Here is a 14,374-nt window from a genome sequence, read left to right on the forward strand (position 1 = left end):
GTGACTGGAGTGAAGTGTGGATGCGACCCAAGCAGCGTATTCTCAGCGCCCCGGTTTACCAGCCGGGAAAGCCGATCGATGATGTGAAAAGAGAATTCGGCTTGACAGAAGTTATCAAACTGGCGTCCAACGAAAATCCTTACGGCTGTTCACCCAAGGCCAAAGAAGCGATTGCAGCGCAGTTGGATTCGCTCGCACTCTACCCGGACGGAGCAAGTCTCCAGCTTCGCTGGGATCTGGCAGACTTCCTCGGTGTAAAGCCAGAGCAGCTGATGTTTGGAAACGGATCGGATGAGATTGTTCTGATGATTTCCCGGGCTTATCTGGAACCGGGAACCAATACGGTAATGGCAACTCCGACGTTTTCCCAATACCGTTCCAACGCAATGGTGGAGGGTGCCGAGCTGATCGAGGTGCCGCTGAAAGACGGCGTTCACGATCTGGAGGCCATGGCGTCCGCGATCAACGGGCAGACGAGGGTAGTCTGGGTGTGCAACCCGAACAATCCGTCCGGAACGATTGTCGGCACGTCCGAGCTGGAGGCGTTTCTGAAGAAGGTGCCAAAAGACGTCCTCGTTGTGATGGATGAAGCGTACTACGAGTATGTCGTGGACGAAGCGTATCCGCAGACCATCCCGATGCTCGCACAGTATCCAAACCTGATCATTCTTCGCACTTTCTCCAAGATTTACGGTCTGGCTACGCTGCGTGTCGGCTATGGTATCGCATCCGAAGAGATCATCAGCCATTTGGACCACGTCCGCGAACCGTTCAACACCAGCTCGCTTGGCCAGGCTGCCGCTCGCGCTGCGTTGAAAGACCAGGAGTTCGTCAAGGAATGCAGCAGACGAAACCGGGAAGGCTTGAAGCAGCTCACAGACCGGTTTGACGAGTGGGGATTGTCCTACTACCCGTCTCAAACGAACTTCGTCCTGGTCAATCTGAACCTCGATTCCGATGAAGTGTTCAAACAACTTCTGCAGCAGGGAATCATCGTTCGCTCCGGCAAGGCGCTCGGCTTTCCGGGATATCAGCGCATCACAGTGGGAACGGCAGAGCAAAACGAAAAGGTATTGCAGGCTTTGGCCAATATCGTCGTGGGAGCAGGAAAATAAATGCAAGAATGCCGGTGTTCAGCATCCGGCATTTTTGTCTAGACATACACAGAGAGGATAGAGTGTGGAGATGAAGACCACCATCGCAATTATCGGGGTCGGTTTGATCGGCGGGTCCATCGCGCTTTCGCTGCGCCAGGACCCGCAGGTGAGTGTCGTCGGCTTCGACGTGCGCCAGGAGTGCCTGGACAAGGCGCTTACTTCCGGTGTCATACACGCCGGAACGACTGATCTGCAGACCGCCGTCAGAGAAGCAAACATTATTTTTATCGCTGCACCGGTGGAGCAAATTTACGCTACATTGGACAGGCTTCCGTCCTTGTCCCTGCAGCCGGGAGTCATCGTCACGGATGTGGGGAGCACAAAATCCGGCATTGTCCGCTACGCACGGGAGAAAATGCCAAGAGAAGTCACCTTCATCGGCGGGCACCCGATGGCGGGATCGCACAAGTCGGGGGTCGAGGCGGCGTCTGACCGGCTGTTTGAAAATGCCTATTACGTGTTGACTCCGGCATCTGATGTTCCGGAGGATCAGGTGGAGAAATTGGCCAGCTTGCTTGCTTTGACACGAGCCAAAGTGATTCGCATGGACCCGGATGAACACGATCAGGTTGTCGGTTCGGTCAGCCACTTCCCGCATATTTTGGCGTCGGCTCTGGTGAATCTCGTCGCCAGCTACGACGACAGCAATCCGTGGCACCATCGCTTGGCTGCTGGCGGCTTTCGCGACATTACGAGGATCGCATCAAGCAACCCGAGGATGTGGCGGGATGTTCTGCTGAACAACAGGGAGCATCTCCTGCGTATTGCCGAGGATTGGGCGAAAGCGCTGGATAATGTCATGGGGCTTGTAAAAGAAGGAGATGCCGAACAGATCGAGCATTTCTTCCGGACCGCCCGAGATTTCCGAGACGGCCTTCCCGAAAGAAAAAAGGGAGCAATGCCTCCGCTGTACGACTTGTATATCGATATCCCGGACCATCCGGGGGAAATCGGCCGGATTACGACTTTGCTTGGCGCGAAAAACATCAACATCACCAATCTCCAGATTCGGGAAACCCGCGAAGATATACTCGGTGTCCTGCGGATAACGTTTCGCAGTCAGCTCGAATTGGAAAAGGGCGAAGAGCTGCTCTGTTACTTCGGATATAACGTATACAGACGGGAGTAGTTTGCTCATACGATCCCGCTTTGGGGGATAGACGCTTTGCTGTGCGAATGCACGTGCGTGGACAGAATATAGCTACGATACGTAGAAATACAGAGAAAAAAGGGGAGAGTCACTGTGCTGCGCGTTCAACGAGCAAGTCAGATCAACGGAACCGTTCGAGTACCAGGAGATAAATCGATTTCCCATCGCGCCGTCATGTTTGGCGCGCTGGCAGAAGGAACAACAAGTATTGAAGGCTTCCTCCCGGGTGCCGATTGTTTGAGCACGATCAGCTGTTTTCGCAAGATGGGCATAGAGATTGAGCAGGACAAGGACCGGGTCACCGTTCACGGCCAGGGCTGGTACGGACTGCAGGAGCCTTCCCAGCACCTCGACGTAGGAAACTCCGGTACGACCATTCGGTTGATGGCCGGCATTCTCGCTACCCAACCGTTTCACAGTGTGATGGAAGGGGACGAATCCATCGCGAAACGCCCGATGCGCAGAGTAATCGGACCGCTCCGCCAGATGGGGGCAAAAATCGATGGGCGAAAGGATGGGGAATACACGCCGCTCTCCATACGTGGAGGGGAGCTGCAAGGGATATCGTATCAATCCCCTGTGGCCAGTGCCCAAATCAAATCGGCGATTTTGCTCGCCGGCATGCAGGCAAACGGCGTTACGAGTGTGACCGAGCCGCATCTATCCCGAGATCACACGGAGAGAATGCTGCAAGCGTTCGGCGTCAAGCTCGTCCGCGACGGCTTGACCGTTTCAATTGAAGGCGGGCAGAAATTGAAGGGGAGAGCCATTCAGGTCCCAGGAGACATTTCCTCTGCAGCCTACATGATTGCGGCAGTGATGATGGTGCCGGGCAGCTCTCTGCTGATCGAAAATGTGGGGATCAACCCAAGCCGCACCGGAATTTTGGATGTCGTAGACAGAATGGGCGGAAAAATTGAGCGGATCAACGAACGAGTGGTCAATGAAGAGCCGGTCGCAGACCTGCTCGTGACCTATTCCGAGCTGCAAGGAATCGAGATCAGCGGCGACATCATCCCCCGGCTGATCGATGAAATCCCCGTTATTGCTGTAATGGCGACGCAAGCTGGCGGACGCACCGTCATCAAGGACGCGGAGGAGTTAAAAGTAAAGGAAACGGACAGAATTGCCACTGTTGTGAGCGAACTGTCAAAGCTGGGAGCAAAGATCATCGCGACGGAGGATGGCATGATTATCGAGGGACCAACTCCGCTGAAGGGTGCAGTCATCGACAGCTTTGGCGATCATCGGATCGGAATGGCCATGGCGATCGCAGGGCTGGCAGCAGAAGGGGAAACGCTGATCGAGAATGACGACGCCATTTTGGTTTCATTCCCTGGCTTTCCTGACGTTCTCCAGAGCATCAGTAAATAGCGAAACGATGAAACAACGAGACGAACCCGTGCTGATCGCGGGTTCGTTTTTTGACTAGTGAAGACGGGATAAGCCTCGAAAAGAATGGACAGAAAAATAGGTAAAAAGTGTTTGACAAGCGCTTACATTCAGATATAATAAAGGTACAGTATGGTTTCTCTCCACTCCTATCCAATATAATAAAGCACAGATGTGCTGCCGCCGTTTGAATGCGCTTACATTGACGGTGGCTTTTTTTTGTCCTTTTTTCCTCCACCCATGCATATGCTCGTACTGGAAGAGCGTCCATCTGCGGATGGAGGAGGGACGAGCTATGGCAATGAACGAACTGGTTATTCGAAATGGAACTGTTGTAACCGCGAGCGGTATTGTCGAAGCAGACATTTGGATAGAGGACGGGAAAATCAAACGGGTGGCCAAGGAGCTGTTACGGGTGTACAGAGATACCGACCAGCCGCTTGAAGAGTGGGATGCCTCCGGAATGTACATTTTGCCGGGCTTTCTTGCCTTGCCCGATAAATCCTATGCGAAAATCAGAAGCTTGGAAGAATATCTGCATGCCGTCCGTTCTTTGGCAGCAAACGGCTACACCTGCATGACCGATGTGCTGCACGTAGATCCTTGGAAAAAATCCGATCAATGGCGGTATCAGGCTGCCATTCATTTCAACAATGTCATCGACTATACGATGGTGGTGGAGGTCTCCGCCAGCCAAATGGCGCATGGACTGGTTCGGCAGCTTTGCTTGGAAGGATACAGGTCGATCAGGGTGACCGTTCGCAAGCAGGAAGAAATTAACCGTCTGGAATGGGAAACGTTTTCCCCGATACTTACGTCTTATAGGGTGCTACTAACTTTGCACATACCGGACGATTCCGCTATTTCACGGGAGGAAAAGCGAAATATGCACAGGCAATGGCTCAGGCGCTGCCGCTTCTGGCAGATTCGCACATGGGTCAAGGCCGATTGGGCACAGGCTTTGGAGTCATTTGATGATTTCTACCATGTGTATCAAGTAAAGGGGATGACCGCAGATCATGCGCTCCGTTTTCTGGCCGAGCATCCTTTCCGCTCGCTTTCCGTAATGGCTTCGCTGGACAGCGTCCAGGTAGATCTGAGGCGTACGAAGTGGCTGGATGCGGAATTGCTCCGCTTACTCGTCAAGCTCTGTTCGACAAATACCGCCAAGGCATTGGGGCTTTACCCACGCAAAGGGTGCATCATTCCCGGTGCTGACGCAGATCTTTTATTCGTGAAAAAAGAACAATGGTTGACAAAATTTGATCTTTACACTATTCTCAATTTTAGCGAAATCCGCCTTCCAACATCTGTTATGTCGAACGGAAAGTGGATTTTTGCCGAGCAGCAATTTGCCGCAACCATAGGCATGGGACGATGCCATCTGGACATCAAGCCATACAATTTTGTCATGTGACCCCAGATTTGGGGGTTTTTTCGTAAAGGATTCCGGGTACCTGACGAGAAAAAGATTTGTCAGGTCAGCGCAACTTTTTACATCCCTGGCAGTCTAAACATACAAAGACTGCGGAGGGATCGGAATCGCAAGGAGGTAATCCTGATCATGACCGATTCCCAGCTTATCCGCGAAATAAAAGAAGGTAATCTCGAATGCTATGCCGAGTTGATACGTCGGTATGAAAAAAAGATTCTTGCATTTATCACGCATCTGCTCCGTCAGGCACATCTGGAGCATGTGGCAGAGGATTTATGCCAGGAGACTTTTTACAAGGCGTACAAGAGCATTCATTCGTTCCGTGATGTAGAAGCGACCTTTTCTACCTGGCTCTACACCATAGCCCGCAATTCCGTATTGAGCGAGCTGCGCAAGAGCCGGAATTCGGATGTGTATCTCGAAGATACTTTGCAGGTGCCGTTGGCTTCGTTTGAACGCTTGCCGGAGCAAGTGCTGCTTCGCAACGAGCGGGAGCATCTCGTTCGCCAGGCGATTAACAATTTGCCTGAAAAACAGCGCTCCGCCCTGATTTTGCGGGAATACGAGCAAATGGACTACAATGAGATAGCCGTGATCCTCGATTTGACAGTGAGTTCAGTGAAATCTTTGCTGTTTCGAGCGCGGCAGAGCATCAAGACTCAATTGGAAGCCTACATCCTGGACCCTCATTTGGATGAAGCTGAAGGGATGAATCGATGATGAGATGTGAAGATGTGCAAGATAAGTTGCCGGATTACGCAGATGGACAACTGCCCGATGTAACGCGGCGGCGTGTCGATCATCATTTGGCTGCATGTTCTTCCTGTCGCTCAGATTACGAACTGTGGAAGGACAGCAGCGAGTGGATGGAGACTGACAAAGAGCGGTACCATTCCATTGCGCCCACCAAGTCGATCGTGGATGCGGTCATGGCGCGTATTCTGTCAGAAGAGAAGTGGGCGATTCCGTTTGGCCGAAAGGTGTTTTCGGTTACAGCGAGAATGCGTCGCATCGGTGCGTGCGCCGCTGTCGTTTTGTTGATGCTTTGTACGTTTACGTTGTATGTAAACACAAGCAATGCAGAACAGGCAAACTCTCTTTTGATCGGCGGCGAGGTTTTGGCGATGGGCAAACAGGCGCAAGTCGTGACCTCCTCCATGCAGACCGAAGACGGTACATATATCGTCGAATCGGATCAGTTAGTCTCTGAAGGACAGCCGCTTGCCAATGCGACGGCCTCTATTGTACCGATGGACGGAAAGCAGGGAGCCAGCGAGTATGAAAGCCCAAATTACGCCGTCGTCCTCAGTGTGTTTGGCATTTTGGTAACCGTTTTGACAATGAGCTGGTTTACGCGGGCTTAATGGTTTATCTTTATAGTATCGTCCTATTTGGGAAGACCGTCTTCGGACGGTCTTTTGCAGCTTGTTTTGATATAAAGCTTGTACATAAGAAATGCCACCCTATAGATGAGGTGAACAAAAATGACGAAACAGTGGCTGTATGTGATCGACGAAGCGATCAAGCGGATTGAGAACGATGAAGTGGAGCTAGGGCTGCAAGCGCTCCAAAAGGTTCAGGAGCATGGCAAGGATTTGCCGGAAGTGATGCTGTATCTGGCGGAGGTGTGGTATCGATTGGGCCATCTGGATGAAGCGGCGGAATTGCTTGCAGAGGTCATGAAGGCAAATCCTGAGCTTGATCCGCCGCTGCGACGGGAGTGCCAGCTGCTCCTGGCGGAAATTGCGCTGGATGGGAACGATTTTGAAGCGGCGCAGCACATCTTGTACGAATTGAAGGAGTCCGGCTATGAGAACCTGCGGCTGGACCTATTGCTGACTGATCTGTACGCCATGCAAGGGCTGGATGAGGTCGCCATCAAGTACCTGGAACAGGCGCGCCAGAAGGAACCTGACAACAAGGAAATTCTCACGGCGCTTGGGAACATGTACTTCCAGATCGGCAAAGATGATGAAGCGATGAAAGCGCTGGAACAGGCCGGGGAGCAAAGTGTGGAGCTGCTCCTCTCGAAGTCCCGCGTTCTGGCTCAGAATGGAGACTTTGAGCAGGCTTATCATCTGTACCAGCATGCTCTCGAACAGGAGCAAAGCGCAGAGATTCTGTACGGCTGTGCCCTGATGGCTTTTCATACGGGCAATGTCGAAGAGGCAGCTGATTATGTGGGAAGATTGCTCGCGCTGGATGAAGAGTACGTCGCCGGGTATCCGTTGGCGGCTGACATTTTCCTCTCCATGGGGAAAACGGAAAAATCGATCGAAGCGCTTGAGCAATACGTGGAGCTGTCGGGCTTCGATCTCGATCAAATCCGCAGGCTGGTCGCCCTGTTGACGCAATCCGGACGCTATGAGGACGCAAAAGAATACCAGAAGCTGCTCGATGCTTGGAATGTAGACGAAGAGTAAATGCGGGCAAATTGCTTGTTTCCTAGGGAAGTCACTATTGTGGCTTCCTGTTTATTTTGCCGGAAATTGGACAAGAATGGTGGGTAACAAAAGCCTTCGTTAAGGAAGGGATGCCCAGATGAACTTGGCAGAGATTTTAGTCTACACCGACATCCGGCAGCTCAATCAGATGGCCGACCATTACGGCTGTGAATGCAATCCTCACTCAAAAAACGAATTGATCACTACGTTGCTGGCCAACCTGCGCCATAAGCAGACAATCTCCCGCGAGATCGAACAGCTGTCGCCGGAAGAGACGCATTTTTTTCTGCTCCTGTTCTTGGACAAGCGCACGGAGATGTCTCTGGAGGACCTTCTCGCAAAGGCCGGCGTAGCTTTGGATGCGAAGAAGGAAGGCAAGCAGGAGGAGGCCCGCAAATACGTAGCGAAAGCGATGAAGCGCGGCTGGATTTTTCCGGCAAAAAGCAGGACGATCGGACAGTACCAGGTGCCGCTGGACATCAGAGAGCCGCTTCTTCACACTTGGCTGCAAAAATGGCAGAAGGACGAAAATGCATTCGTTTTGGAGCCGGATGCGTATCGGGATGAAGGCACGGCCCTTGTTGACGATATCATGCAATTTTTGCGATTTCTTCAGCGGGAGCCCGTCCCATTGACTGCAGAAGGCGGGATGTACAAACGGTATCAGCAGCAGGTGCTTCAATTTTTGCAGGTGAAGGAGGAGCCGCTCACGCCGGAGCGCTGGCGCTTTGGCTACGGTCTGCATTTTGATCTGTATCCGGACAGGTTTTCTCTCATCTACGATTTTTGCTACTACCAGAGGTGGATCGAAGAGGTTCCGGGTCAGGTATCACTCACGGAAGCGGGCAATGAACAATTGCAGAAACCGTATAGTGACGCATTGTATCACGAAGTCATCCGCTTCTGGATGAGGCTGTACAAGCGTGCCGTACCGAATCTGCCCATGCTCGTCCAACTGATACCGATGATGGCAGCAAGCGGCTGGGTCACTCAGACGGCTCTTGCGAGAAGTCTTCTTCCCTGGATTCGCGCTTTTTACTATGATGATCCGAACAATATTCTGGTGAATCGGATTTTAAAAATGATGGTCCACCTTGGCTTGATTCGCGTCGGCCAGTCGGGTGAAGAGTGGATTTACTCCGGGACGTACGCCAGCCAATCTTGGCTTCGCAAATACAATGGATTTACAGAATCTACCATTTTATTGAAGTGAGGGATGTGCATGGAGTGGCCAAATTTTTATTCGAATACATATGGAACGAACAATCAGCAAGTATCCGGTTTGCTTTCCGAAATGCTGATCGACGAGCAAGTGCGGCTGTACCGGAAGAGAACGCTGTACCAGGAAATTGACGAAGCTTTAGCGGAAAAGGACAAGGAGCGCTTCCTCGTCTTGACGAACGAGCTGCGTGAAATCATGGCTTACGAAGCCACGTAGTTTGGGAAAGGACAATTGCTAGAGCTGCGGATTTCGTGATACGCTAGTCTCCAGAAAAAAACAGGAAAGAGGAGACGGCATATGCAATGGAACATACAGGAAATGGAAAAGTGGGAGGAGTTGCAGCCCTTCGTGGATACTGCGCTGCTCCCTCTTTATTTGTACCGTCCGGACACAAAGCTCGTGGATCATGTGATGAGAACGAGTTATCTGTTAAATGTGGCAGCCTCGATTGAGCAGAAGTTGAAGGGGAGAGTGCTTCTGTTTCCACTCTGCTACCAATTTGGGCACGAACCGATCCCGCAGCAGTTTCCCGAGGGCTTTCAGCATTGCATCCTGCTTCAGTTCAGCGGAGATGATATCAAGCTGCTCGGTCAAGAAGCGCGCAGGCTGACAGTTGGCGATGAGGACCTCGATTCCCCCCTCCGGTTCGAGGTTACGGTCGACATTTTGACTCAGGAAGTCATCCGCATGTGGCAGGAGAAATAGAGGCATTAATGCTTGATATTTTTGGAGACACTAGGAAAATCAGAGAAGCAATATGCCATATTTGACAAAATGGTAACAATCTCTTCTACTTGCGCGATTGCCATGCGGCATGTCTATTGGACATTCTTGACATCTTTTTAGGCGTTAGCTATGATTGGGATTGACCTAGTGTATATGTATTGAAAACGCCATCGTTGTGCGATTCTACAGGATAAGGAGGGAAAAAGAGATGGGCGATAACAGAGAAATTTCCAGGCGAACATTTCTAAACTACGCACTTATGGGAACTGGCGGGTTCCTTGCTGCGGGTATGATCACACCTATGATCCGTTTTGCGGTCGACCCCTTGCTCAAGGGCCATGCGGGTGGAGATACAGTAGCTGTTGGTAGTGTCGATGATTTTGGTCCAGAGCCAAAGCTTGTGGAATTTAAGGTACATACCAAGGACGGTTGGTATGAATCCGAATCGACCTTGTCTGCATGGGTAACCAAGAATGAGAAGGGTGAGATTCTCGCTCTGTCCCCAATCTGTAAGCACTTGGGTTGCACGGTCAACTGGAATACCGACCCGAATCATCCAAACGAGTATTTCTGCCCGTGCCACCTTGGACGCTATGACATTGAAGGGGCACACATTCTGGGTACACCGCCGACAGCATCCCTCGATGAATACGAGACGGAAGTAAAAGACGGCAAGCTCTATCTGGGCAAACTGAAACCAAATCCACGTCCGGGGGTGAGTGGCTAACATGTTGCAAAAAATGTATGACTGGGTCGATGAACGCTTAAACATTACTCCGATGTGGCGGGATTTGGCCGACCATGAAGTACCGGAGCACGTAAACCCTGCTCACCATTTCTCTGCATTTGTTTACTGCTTTGGTGGCCTTACGTTCTTTATTACAGTCATTCAAATTCTGTCTGGTATGTTCTTGACCATGTACTATGTACCAGATATTATCAACGCGTACGAATCGGTAAAATACCTGCAGAACGAAGTAGCCTTTGGCGTAATCGTTCGCGGTATGCACCACTGGGGAGCCAGCTTGGTTATCGTAATGATGTTCCTACATACATTGCGCGTATTCTTTACCGGTTCCTACAAGCGTCCACGCGAACTGAACTGGGTAGTGGGCGTTCTGATCTTTTTCGTAATGCTCGGCCTCGGTTTCACCGGTTACCTGCTTCCTTGGGATAACACTGCGTACTTCGCAACAAAGGTAGGTCTGGAGATCGCAAACTCTGTTCCCCTGATCGGACCTTATTTGAAGACGCTGCTGACCGGTGGGGACATCGTAGGGGCGACGACGCTTTCTCGCTTCTTCGCGATTCACGTGTTCTTCCTCCCAGGCGCACTGCTTGGACTGTTGGGAGCTCACTTCGTTATGATTCGGGTGCAAGGTATTTCGGGCCCACTATAAGTTTTCGATACTAAGGAGGTATTAGCATGGCAAAACAGGACAAAGATGCTACCTTCGTCGGAGACTCCCGAATATCGGCGAAGCGCATCCCGAATATTGCCCCATCTTATTCGGATTTTCCGGGAAAATCCGAGCCGTTTTGGCCGAACTTCCTGCTGAAAGAATGGATGGTCGCAGCTGTTTGTTTGGTCGGTTTCCTGGTGTTAACGGTTTCACACCCATCGCCTTTGACCGATTTGGCAAACCCGAACGACACTTCGTTCATCCCGCTGCCTGACTGGTACTTCTTGTTCCTGTACCAATTGCTCAAGTATCCTTGGGCTGCAGGGGACTGGGTCGTCCTCGGAACAGTTGTCATCCCAGGTATTGCGTTCGGTGCTTTGATGCTGGCACCTTGGCTGGACACTGGTAAAGACCGCCGTCCGTCTCGTCGTCCTGTTGCGACAGGCCTGATGCTGACAGCGTTGGTTGGTATCTTTTACCTGACTTGGGCAGCTGACCATGAGCACTCTCTGAACCATGCCTCCAGCAAGGGCGGAAGCGGCGGACACGGCGGTGGCTCCGGCGCTGCTGCTCCTGCAGCACCAGCCGACCCAAGCTTCAAGCCAGATCCTCTCTGGACAGCACAAACGGGTTGCATGGGTTGCCACGGCAAAAACATGGAAGGCGCACTCGGACCGAATCTGCAAAAGATCGGTAGCCAGCTCGACGCTGCACAGATTGCAGAAGTCATCAAGAACGGTAAAGGACAGATGCCTGGCGGCCTGATTCAGGACGAGGCAGAGATCCAAAAACTTGCAGAGTACCTGGCATCCTTGAAATAAGCCTATAAAGAAAAAGCTGACTGTCGTTCGGTCAGCTTTTTCTTTAGCGGCGAACATAGCGGGAGACGATTTTCATGAGCTTGTTATGGGAGTGGTTTTGGCAGTCATTAGGGAAAAGGTGGTTTCTCTGGACCCTGTTTGTCGTAAACTTGCTAGGAACCATTTATGGATTCATCTGGTACGGCAATCAATTAGCTGACACACCGGCGTATCTTCGCTTGTTCGTCCCGGACAGCCCGACAGGCAGTGGTTTGTTTACCCTGGTGTTGCTAACGTATTTGCTCGGACGCCACATTCCTGTTTTGGAAGCCCTCGCTGGCATTACTAATTTTAAATACGGCATATGGGCGGTAGCGATTATCATTGCCGGCTGGATGATGGGGAATCCCATTCGCGGAACCGATATTATGCTGTTGGTTTCTCATACTGGAATGGCCGCCGAGTCCGTGTTGTATGCTCGTTTTTATAAATTGAGCTGGCTTCCTGTAGGAATTGCTGCACTATGGACATTGAACAATGATTTCCTCGATTATGTGATGGATATTCATCCGTGGCTGCCTGCCGTGCTCGATCCCTATACGGGTATCATCGGTTTTTGTACAGTGCTTCTCAGTATCGTTTCGATCTCGATTATTTGGTTTGCCAATATGCGATTCGGCAGAAACAAGGTCTAAACATGTCCTCCTTTCCATAGGTTGTACTAAGGGAAGGAGGGTTTTTGTGTGAAGAAGAACATCCGGTTCCTGCTGTTCTTCCTGGTGATCGGCTTGCTCTTATCGTGGCCGATTCATTCATTACTGACGAACCTTGAGCGGCCGGCGGAGGAAAAGCAGCTTGCCGCATTGGATGACATAGCTCACCAGATGTTGGACGCAGCACGAAAAGGGGACCTGGAGTCGGCCCGGCAGCGGGTCCGGATGCTGGCAGAGCAGTTCCCTCATCTGCAGCTGCCGGAAACGCTGAGAATCGAAAGCTTGAATGCGGTCACGCAATCAATTCTTGCTGCCAGGAACGGCTTGAACAACACGGCGCTCGATGAGCAGCAACTGCTGGAGCATGCTACTCGTGTACGAGTCGTTATCGACGCGCTGACACATGATCATCAGCCGATGTGGAGGGGCTATTACACGTCCGTTTCTGCACAGCTGCAGGATTTGTTGGAATCTGCGGTCAAGCGTGATTACGCTCATTTTCGCGAACAATTCGAAGAAAACTCTCGGTTGTATCACGTGATCAGACCAGCGATGACGATCCATCTTCCCGAACAACAGCTAAAGAAAATCGATTCGGCATATGACGCCATCTCCAAGGAAATGAGGAACAGCAAAATCGAATGGAATCAAATCCGGAGCGCTCTGCGGGAACTGCAAACCAGCATGCAGGAAGCTTTTATCGGCGAAGACAAGAGCACGATTGCCTACCTGATCAGCAGCGAATCGCCTTTTGGATTGATTTTCAGCATCGTAGCGGCTGTTTTGATGACCTTGGCCTACGTAGCGTGGAAAAAGTATCAGGGACAGTTCCGGACGGTATCGTAGCAGCGTGGAGGAGATAGATGCTGAAGCTAACCGCCTTATGCCTGTCCTCTTTTTCTTCTTATTAGGCTTTTATACTTTCCCGAAAAAAACACCTCGAGATGAAAAAATCCCGAGGTGTTTTCCCGTTGATTGGCTTAAATCGTTAACTCCGTATAGGCTGCTTGTTTTCGTCCAATGTAAAGCCTTCGCCAAGCACCTCATGAACATCATTGACGATCACAAACGCGTGAGGATCGATGCCCTGTACGATGCTTTTGTAGCGCATTACCTCATTTCGGCTAACGACGACATAGACGACTTGCTTTTCTGCGCCGGAGAATGCCCCTTTTCCCGCCAAAAGTGTTACGCCGCGGCCAAGGTCAAGAATTTGTTTGGCAATGTCGTCTGCGTGATCGGAAATGATGGTGAGCGCTTTTCCGGCATACGCTCCATCCTGAAAAAAGTCGATCACTCGCGCAGCGATAAATACCGCCACCAGCGTGTACATCGCGCTTTCCACATTCAAATAGACAAGGGATGCTCCGATGACGAGAATATCTCCGAAAAAGAGTGTACGTCCCATGCTAATTCCCATGTATTTTTGCAGCAATCGGGCAATGATGTCGACTCCACCCGTCGTTCCGTCGTATCGGAAAATGATCCCCAGTCCGACACCTACAGCAACCCCGGCAAACAGGGAGGCGAGCAGGCGGTCCTGCATCGGCATCGGGTAGACACCTTCAAACAAGGAGAGAAAAACGGATAACGAGACAGTTCCCAAAATGGTATAGATGAAAGCAGTCCGCCCCAAAACCTTCCAGCCGAGGATGAACAGGGGAATGTTCAGCAAGAAAAACACAATACCTTGGTCGACGCTCGGGAAAAGCAGCTTGATCAAGATACTGATCCCTGTGATTCCGCCTTCTGCCAGGTTATTGGGAATATTAAAGGCGTTAATGCCAAACCCCATGATGGCAGAACCAATGATGATGGCAATAATGCTTGTCAACCGAATTTTCATAAAGTCCTCCTTAAACTGGCGAAACTGCCTCGAATAAGCATCCATGCGCAGCCAGATCCCGTGCCCTTCGGGTGCCTCCTTCATAC

16 protein-coding genes are annotated in these 14,374 nt (G+C 51.3%); 15 read left to right on the forward strand and 1 reads right to left on the reverse strand.

The window, feature by feature from the left end:
- Positions 1–20 precede the first annotated feature (20 nt).
- The 15 genes from hisC to NST37_RS11620 all read left to right on the forward strand — a co-directional run bounded on the left by hisC (position 21) and on the right by NST37_RS11620 (position 13,288).
- Positions 21–1,115, forward strand: a complete 1,095-nt coding sequence (hisC, locus tag NST37_RS11550; protein ID WP_003387069.1) for a histidinol-phosphate transaminase — start codon at positions 21–23, stop codon at positions 1,113–1,115.
- A 70-nt stretch (positions 1,116–1,185) separates the two neighbouring features.
- Entirely contained in the window at positions 1,186–2,286 is a 1,101-nt protein-coding gene (locus NST37_RS11555; protein WP_024985000.1) for a prephenate dehydrogenase, read from the forward strand.
- Between the two features lie 114 nt (positions 2,287–2,400).
- Positions 2,401–3,681 (forward strand): 3-phosphoshikimate 1-carboxyvinyltransferase, encoded by a 1,281-nt coding sequence (gene aroA, locus NST37_RS11560; protein WP_003387067.1) that lies wholly within the window; start codon positions 2,401–2,403, stop codon positions 3,679–3,681.
- A gap of 313 nt (positions 3,682–3,994) precedes the next feature.
- Entirely contained in the window at positions 3,995–5,116 is a 1,122-nt protein-coding gene (locus NST37_RS11565; protein WP_251237476.1) for an amidohydrolase family protein, read from the forward strand.
- 147 nt (positions 5,117–5,263) lie between these two features.
- Positions 5,264–5,854 carry a sigma-70 family RNA polymerase sigma factor gene (locus NST37_RS11570; RefSeq protein ID WP_003387065.1) on the forward strand — a complete coding sequence of 197 codons (591 nt, stop codon included), beginning with the start codon at positions 5,264–5,266 and terminating at the stop codon, positions 5,852–5,854.
- Positions 5,855–5,868: 14 nt separating this feature from the next.
- Positions 5,869–6,498 (forward strand): zf-HC2 domain-containing protein, encoded by a 630-nt coding sequence (locus NST37_RS11575; RefSeq protein ID WP_231504352.1) that lies wholly within the window; start codon positions 5,869–5,871, stop codon positions 6,496–6,498.
- 120 nt (positions 6,499–6,618) lie between these two features.
- The gene (locus tag NST37_RS11580; RefSeq protein ID WP_003387063.1) at positions 6,619–7,557 is read left to right on the forward strand and encodes a tetratricopeptide repeat protein; all 939 of its coding nucleotides are present in this window, start codon (positions 6,619–6,621) and stop codon (positions 7,555–7,557) included.
- Positions 7,558–7,675: 118 nt separating this feature from the next.
- Positions 7,676–8,791, forward strand: a complete 1,116-nt coding sequence (locus NST37_RS11585) for a hypothetical protein (RefSeq protein WP_003387062.1) — start codon at positions 7,676–7,678, stop codon at positions 8,789–8,791.
- Positions 8,792–8,800: 9 nt separating this feature from the next.
- Positions 8,801–9,016: an IDEAL domain-containing protein gene (locus tag NST37_RS11590; protein WP_003387061.1), complete on the forward strand. Its 216-nt coding sequence runs from the start codon at positions 8,801–8,803 to the stop codon at positions 9,014–9,016.
- A gap of 81 nt (positions 9,017–9,097) precedes the next feature.
- The gene (locus NST37_RS11595) at positions 9,098–9,505 is read left to right on the forward strand and encodes a DUF2487 family protein (RefSeq protein ID WP_003387059.1); all 408 of its coding nucleotides are present in this window, start codon (positions 9,098–9,100) and stop codon (positions 9,503–9,505) included.
- A gap of 229 nt (positions 9,506–9,734) precedes the next feature.
- Positions 9,735–10,253 (forward strand): ubiquinol-cytochrome c reductase iron-sulfur subunit, encoded by a 519-nt coding sequence (locus NST37_RS11600; protein ID WP_003387058.1) that lies wholly within the window; start codon positions 9,735–9,737, stop codon positions 10,251–10,253.
- A 1-nt stretch (position 10,254) separates the two neighbouring features.
- The gene (locus NST37_RS11605) at positions 10,255–10,926 is read left to right on the forward strand and encodes a cytochrome b6 (protein ID WP_003387057.1); all 672 of its coding nucleotides are present in this window, start codon (positions 10,255–10,257) and stop codon (positions 10,924–10,926) included.
- Positions 10,927–10,952: 26 nt separating this feature from the next.
- Complete coding sequence (locus tag NST37_RS11610) at positions 10,953–11,750, forward strand: menaquinol-cytochrome c reductase cytochrome b/c subunit (protein WP_003387056.1); 798 nt, start codon at positions 10,953–10,955, stop codon at positions 11,748–11,750.
- A 74-nt stretch (positions 11,751–11,824) separates the two neighbouring features.
- The gene (locus NST37_RS11615) at positions 11,825–12,424 is read left to right on the forward strand and encodes a DUF1405 domain-containing protein (RefSeq protein WP_003387055.1); all 600 of its coding nucleotides are present in this window, start codon (positions 11,825–11,827) and stop codon (positions 12,422–12,424) included.
- 48 nt (positions 12,425–12,472) lie between these two features.
- Positions 12,473–13,288: a sporulation protein YpjB gene (locus NST37_RS11620; RefSeq protein ID WP_031933269.1), complete on the forward strand. Its 816-nt coding sequence runs from the start codon at positions 12,473–12,475 to the stop codon at positions 13,286–13,288.
- A gap of 142 nt (positions 13,289–13,430) precedes the next feature.
- Here the strand turns inward: NST37_RS11620 and NST37_RS11625 are convergent, their stop codons facing one another.
- The gene (locus tag NST37_RS11625) at positions 13,431–14,288 is read right to left on the reverse strand and encodes a YitT family protein (protein ID WP_003387053.1); all 858 of its coding nucleotides are present in this window, start codon (positions 14,286–14,288) and stop codon (positions 13,431–13,433) included.
- Positions 14,289–14,374 lie beyond the last annotated feature (86 nt).

It is taken from the genome of Brevibacillus sp. FSL K6-6036, assembly GCF_037964015.1.
Classification (GTDB): domain Bacteria; phylum Bacillota; class Bacilli; order Brevibacillales; family Brevibacillaceae; genus Brevibacillus; species Brevibacillus borstelensis.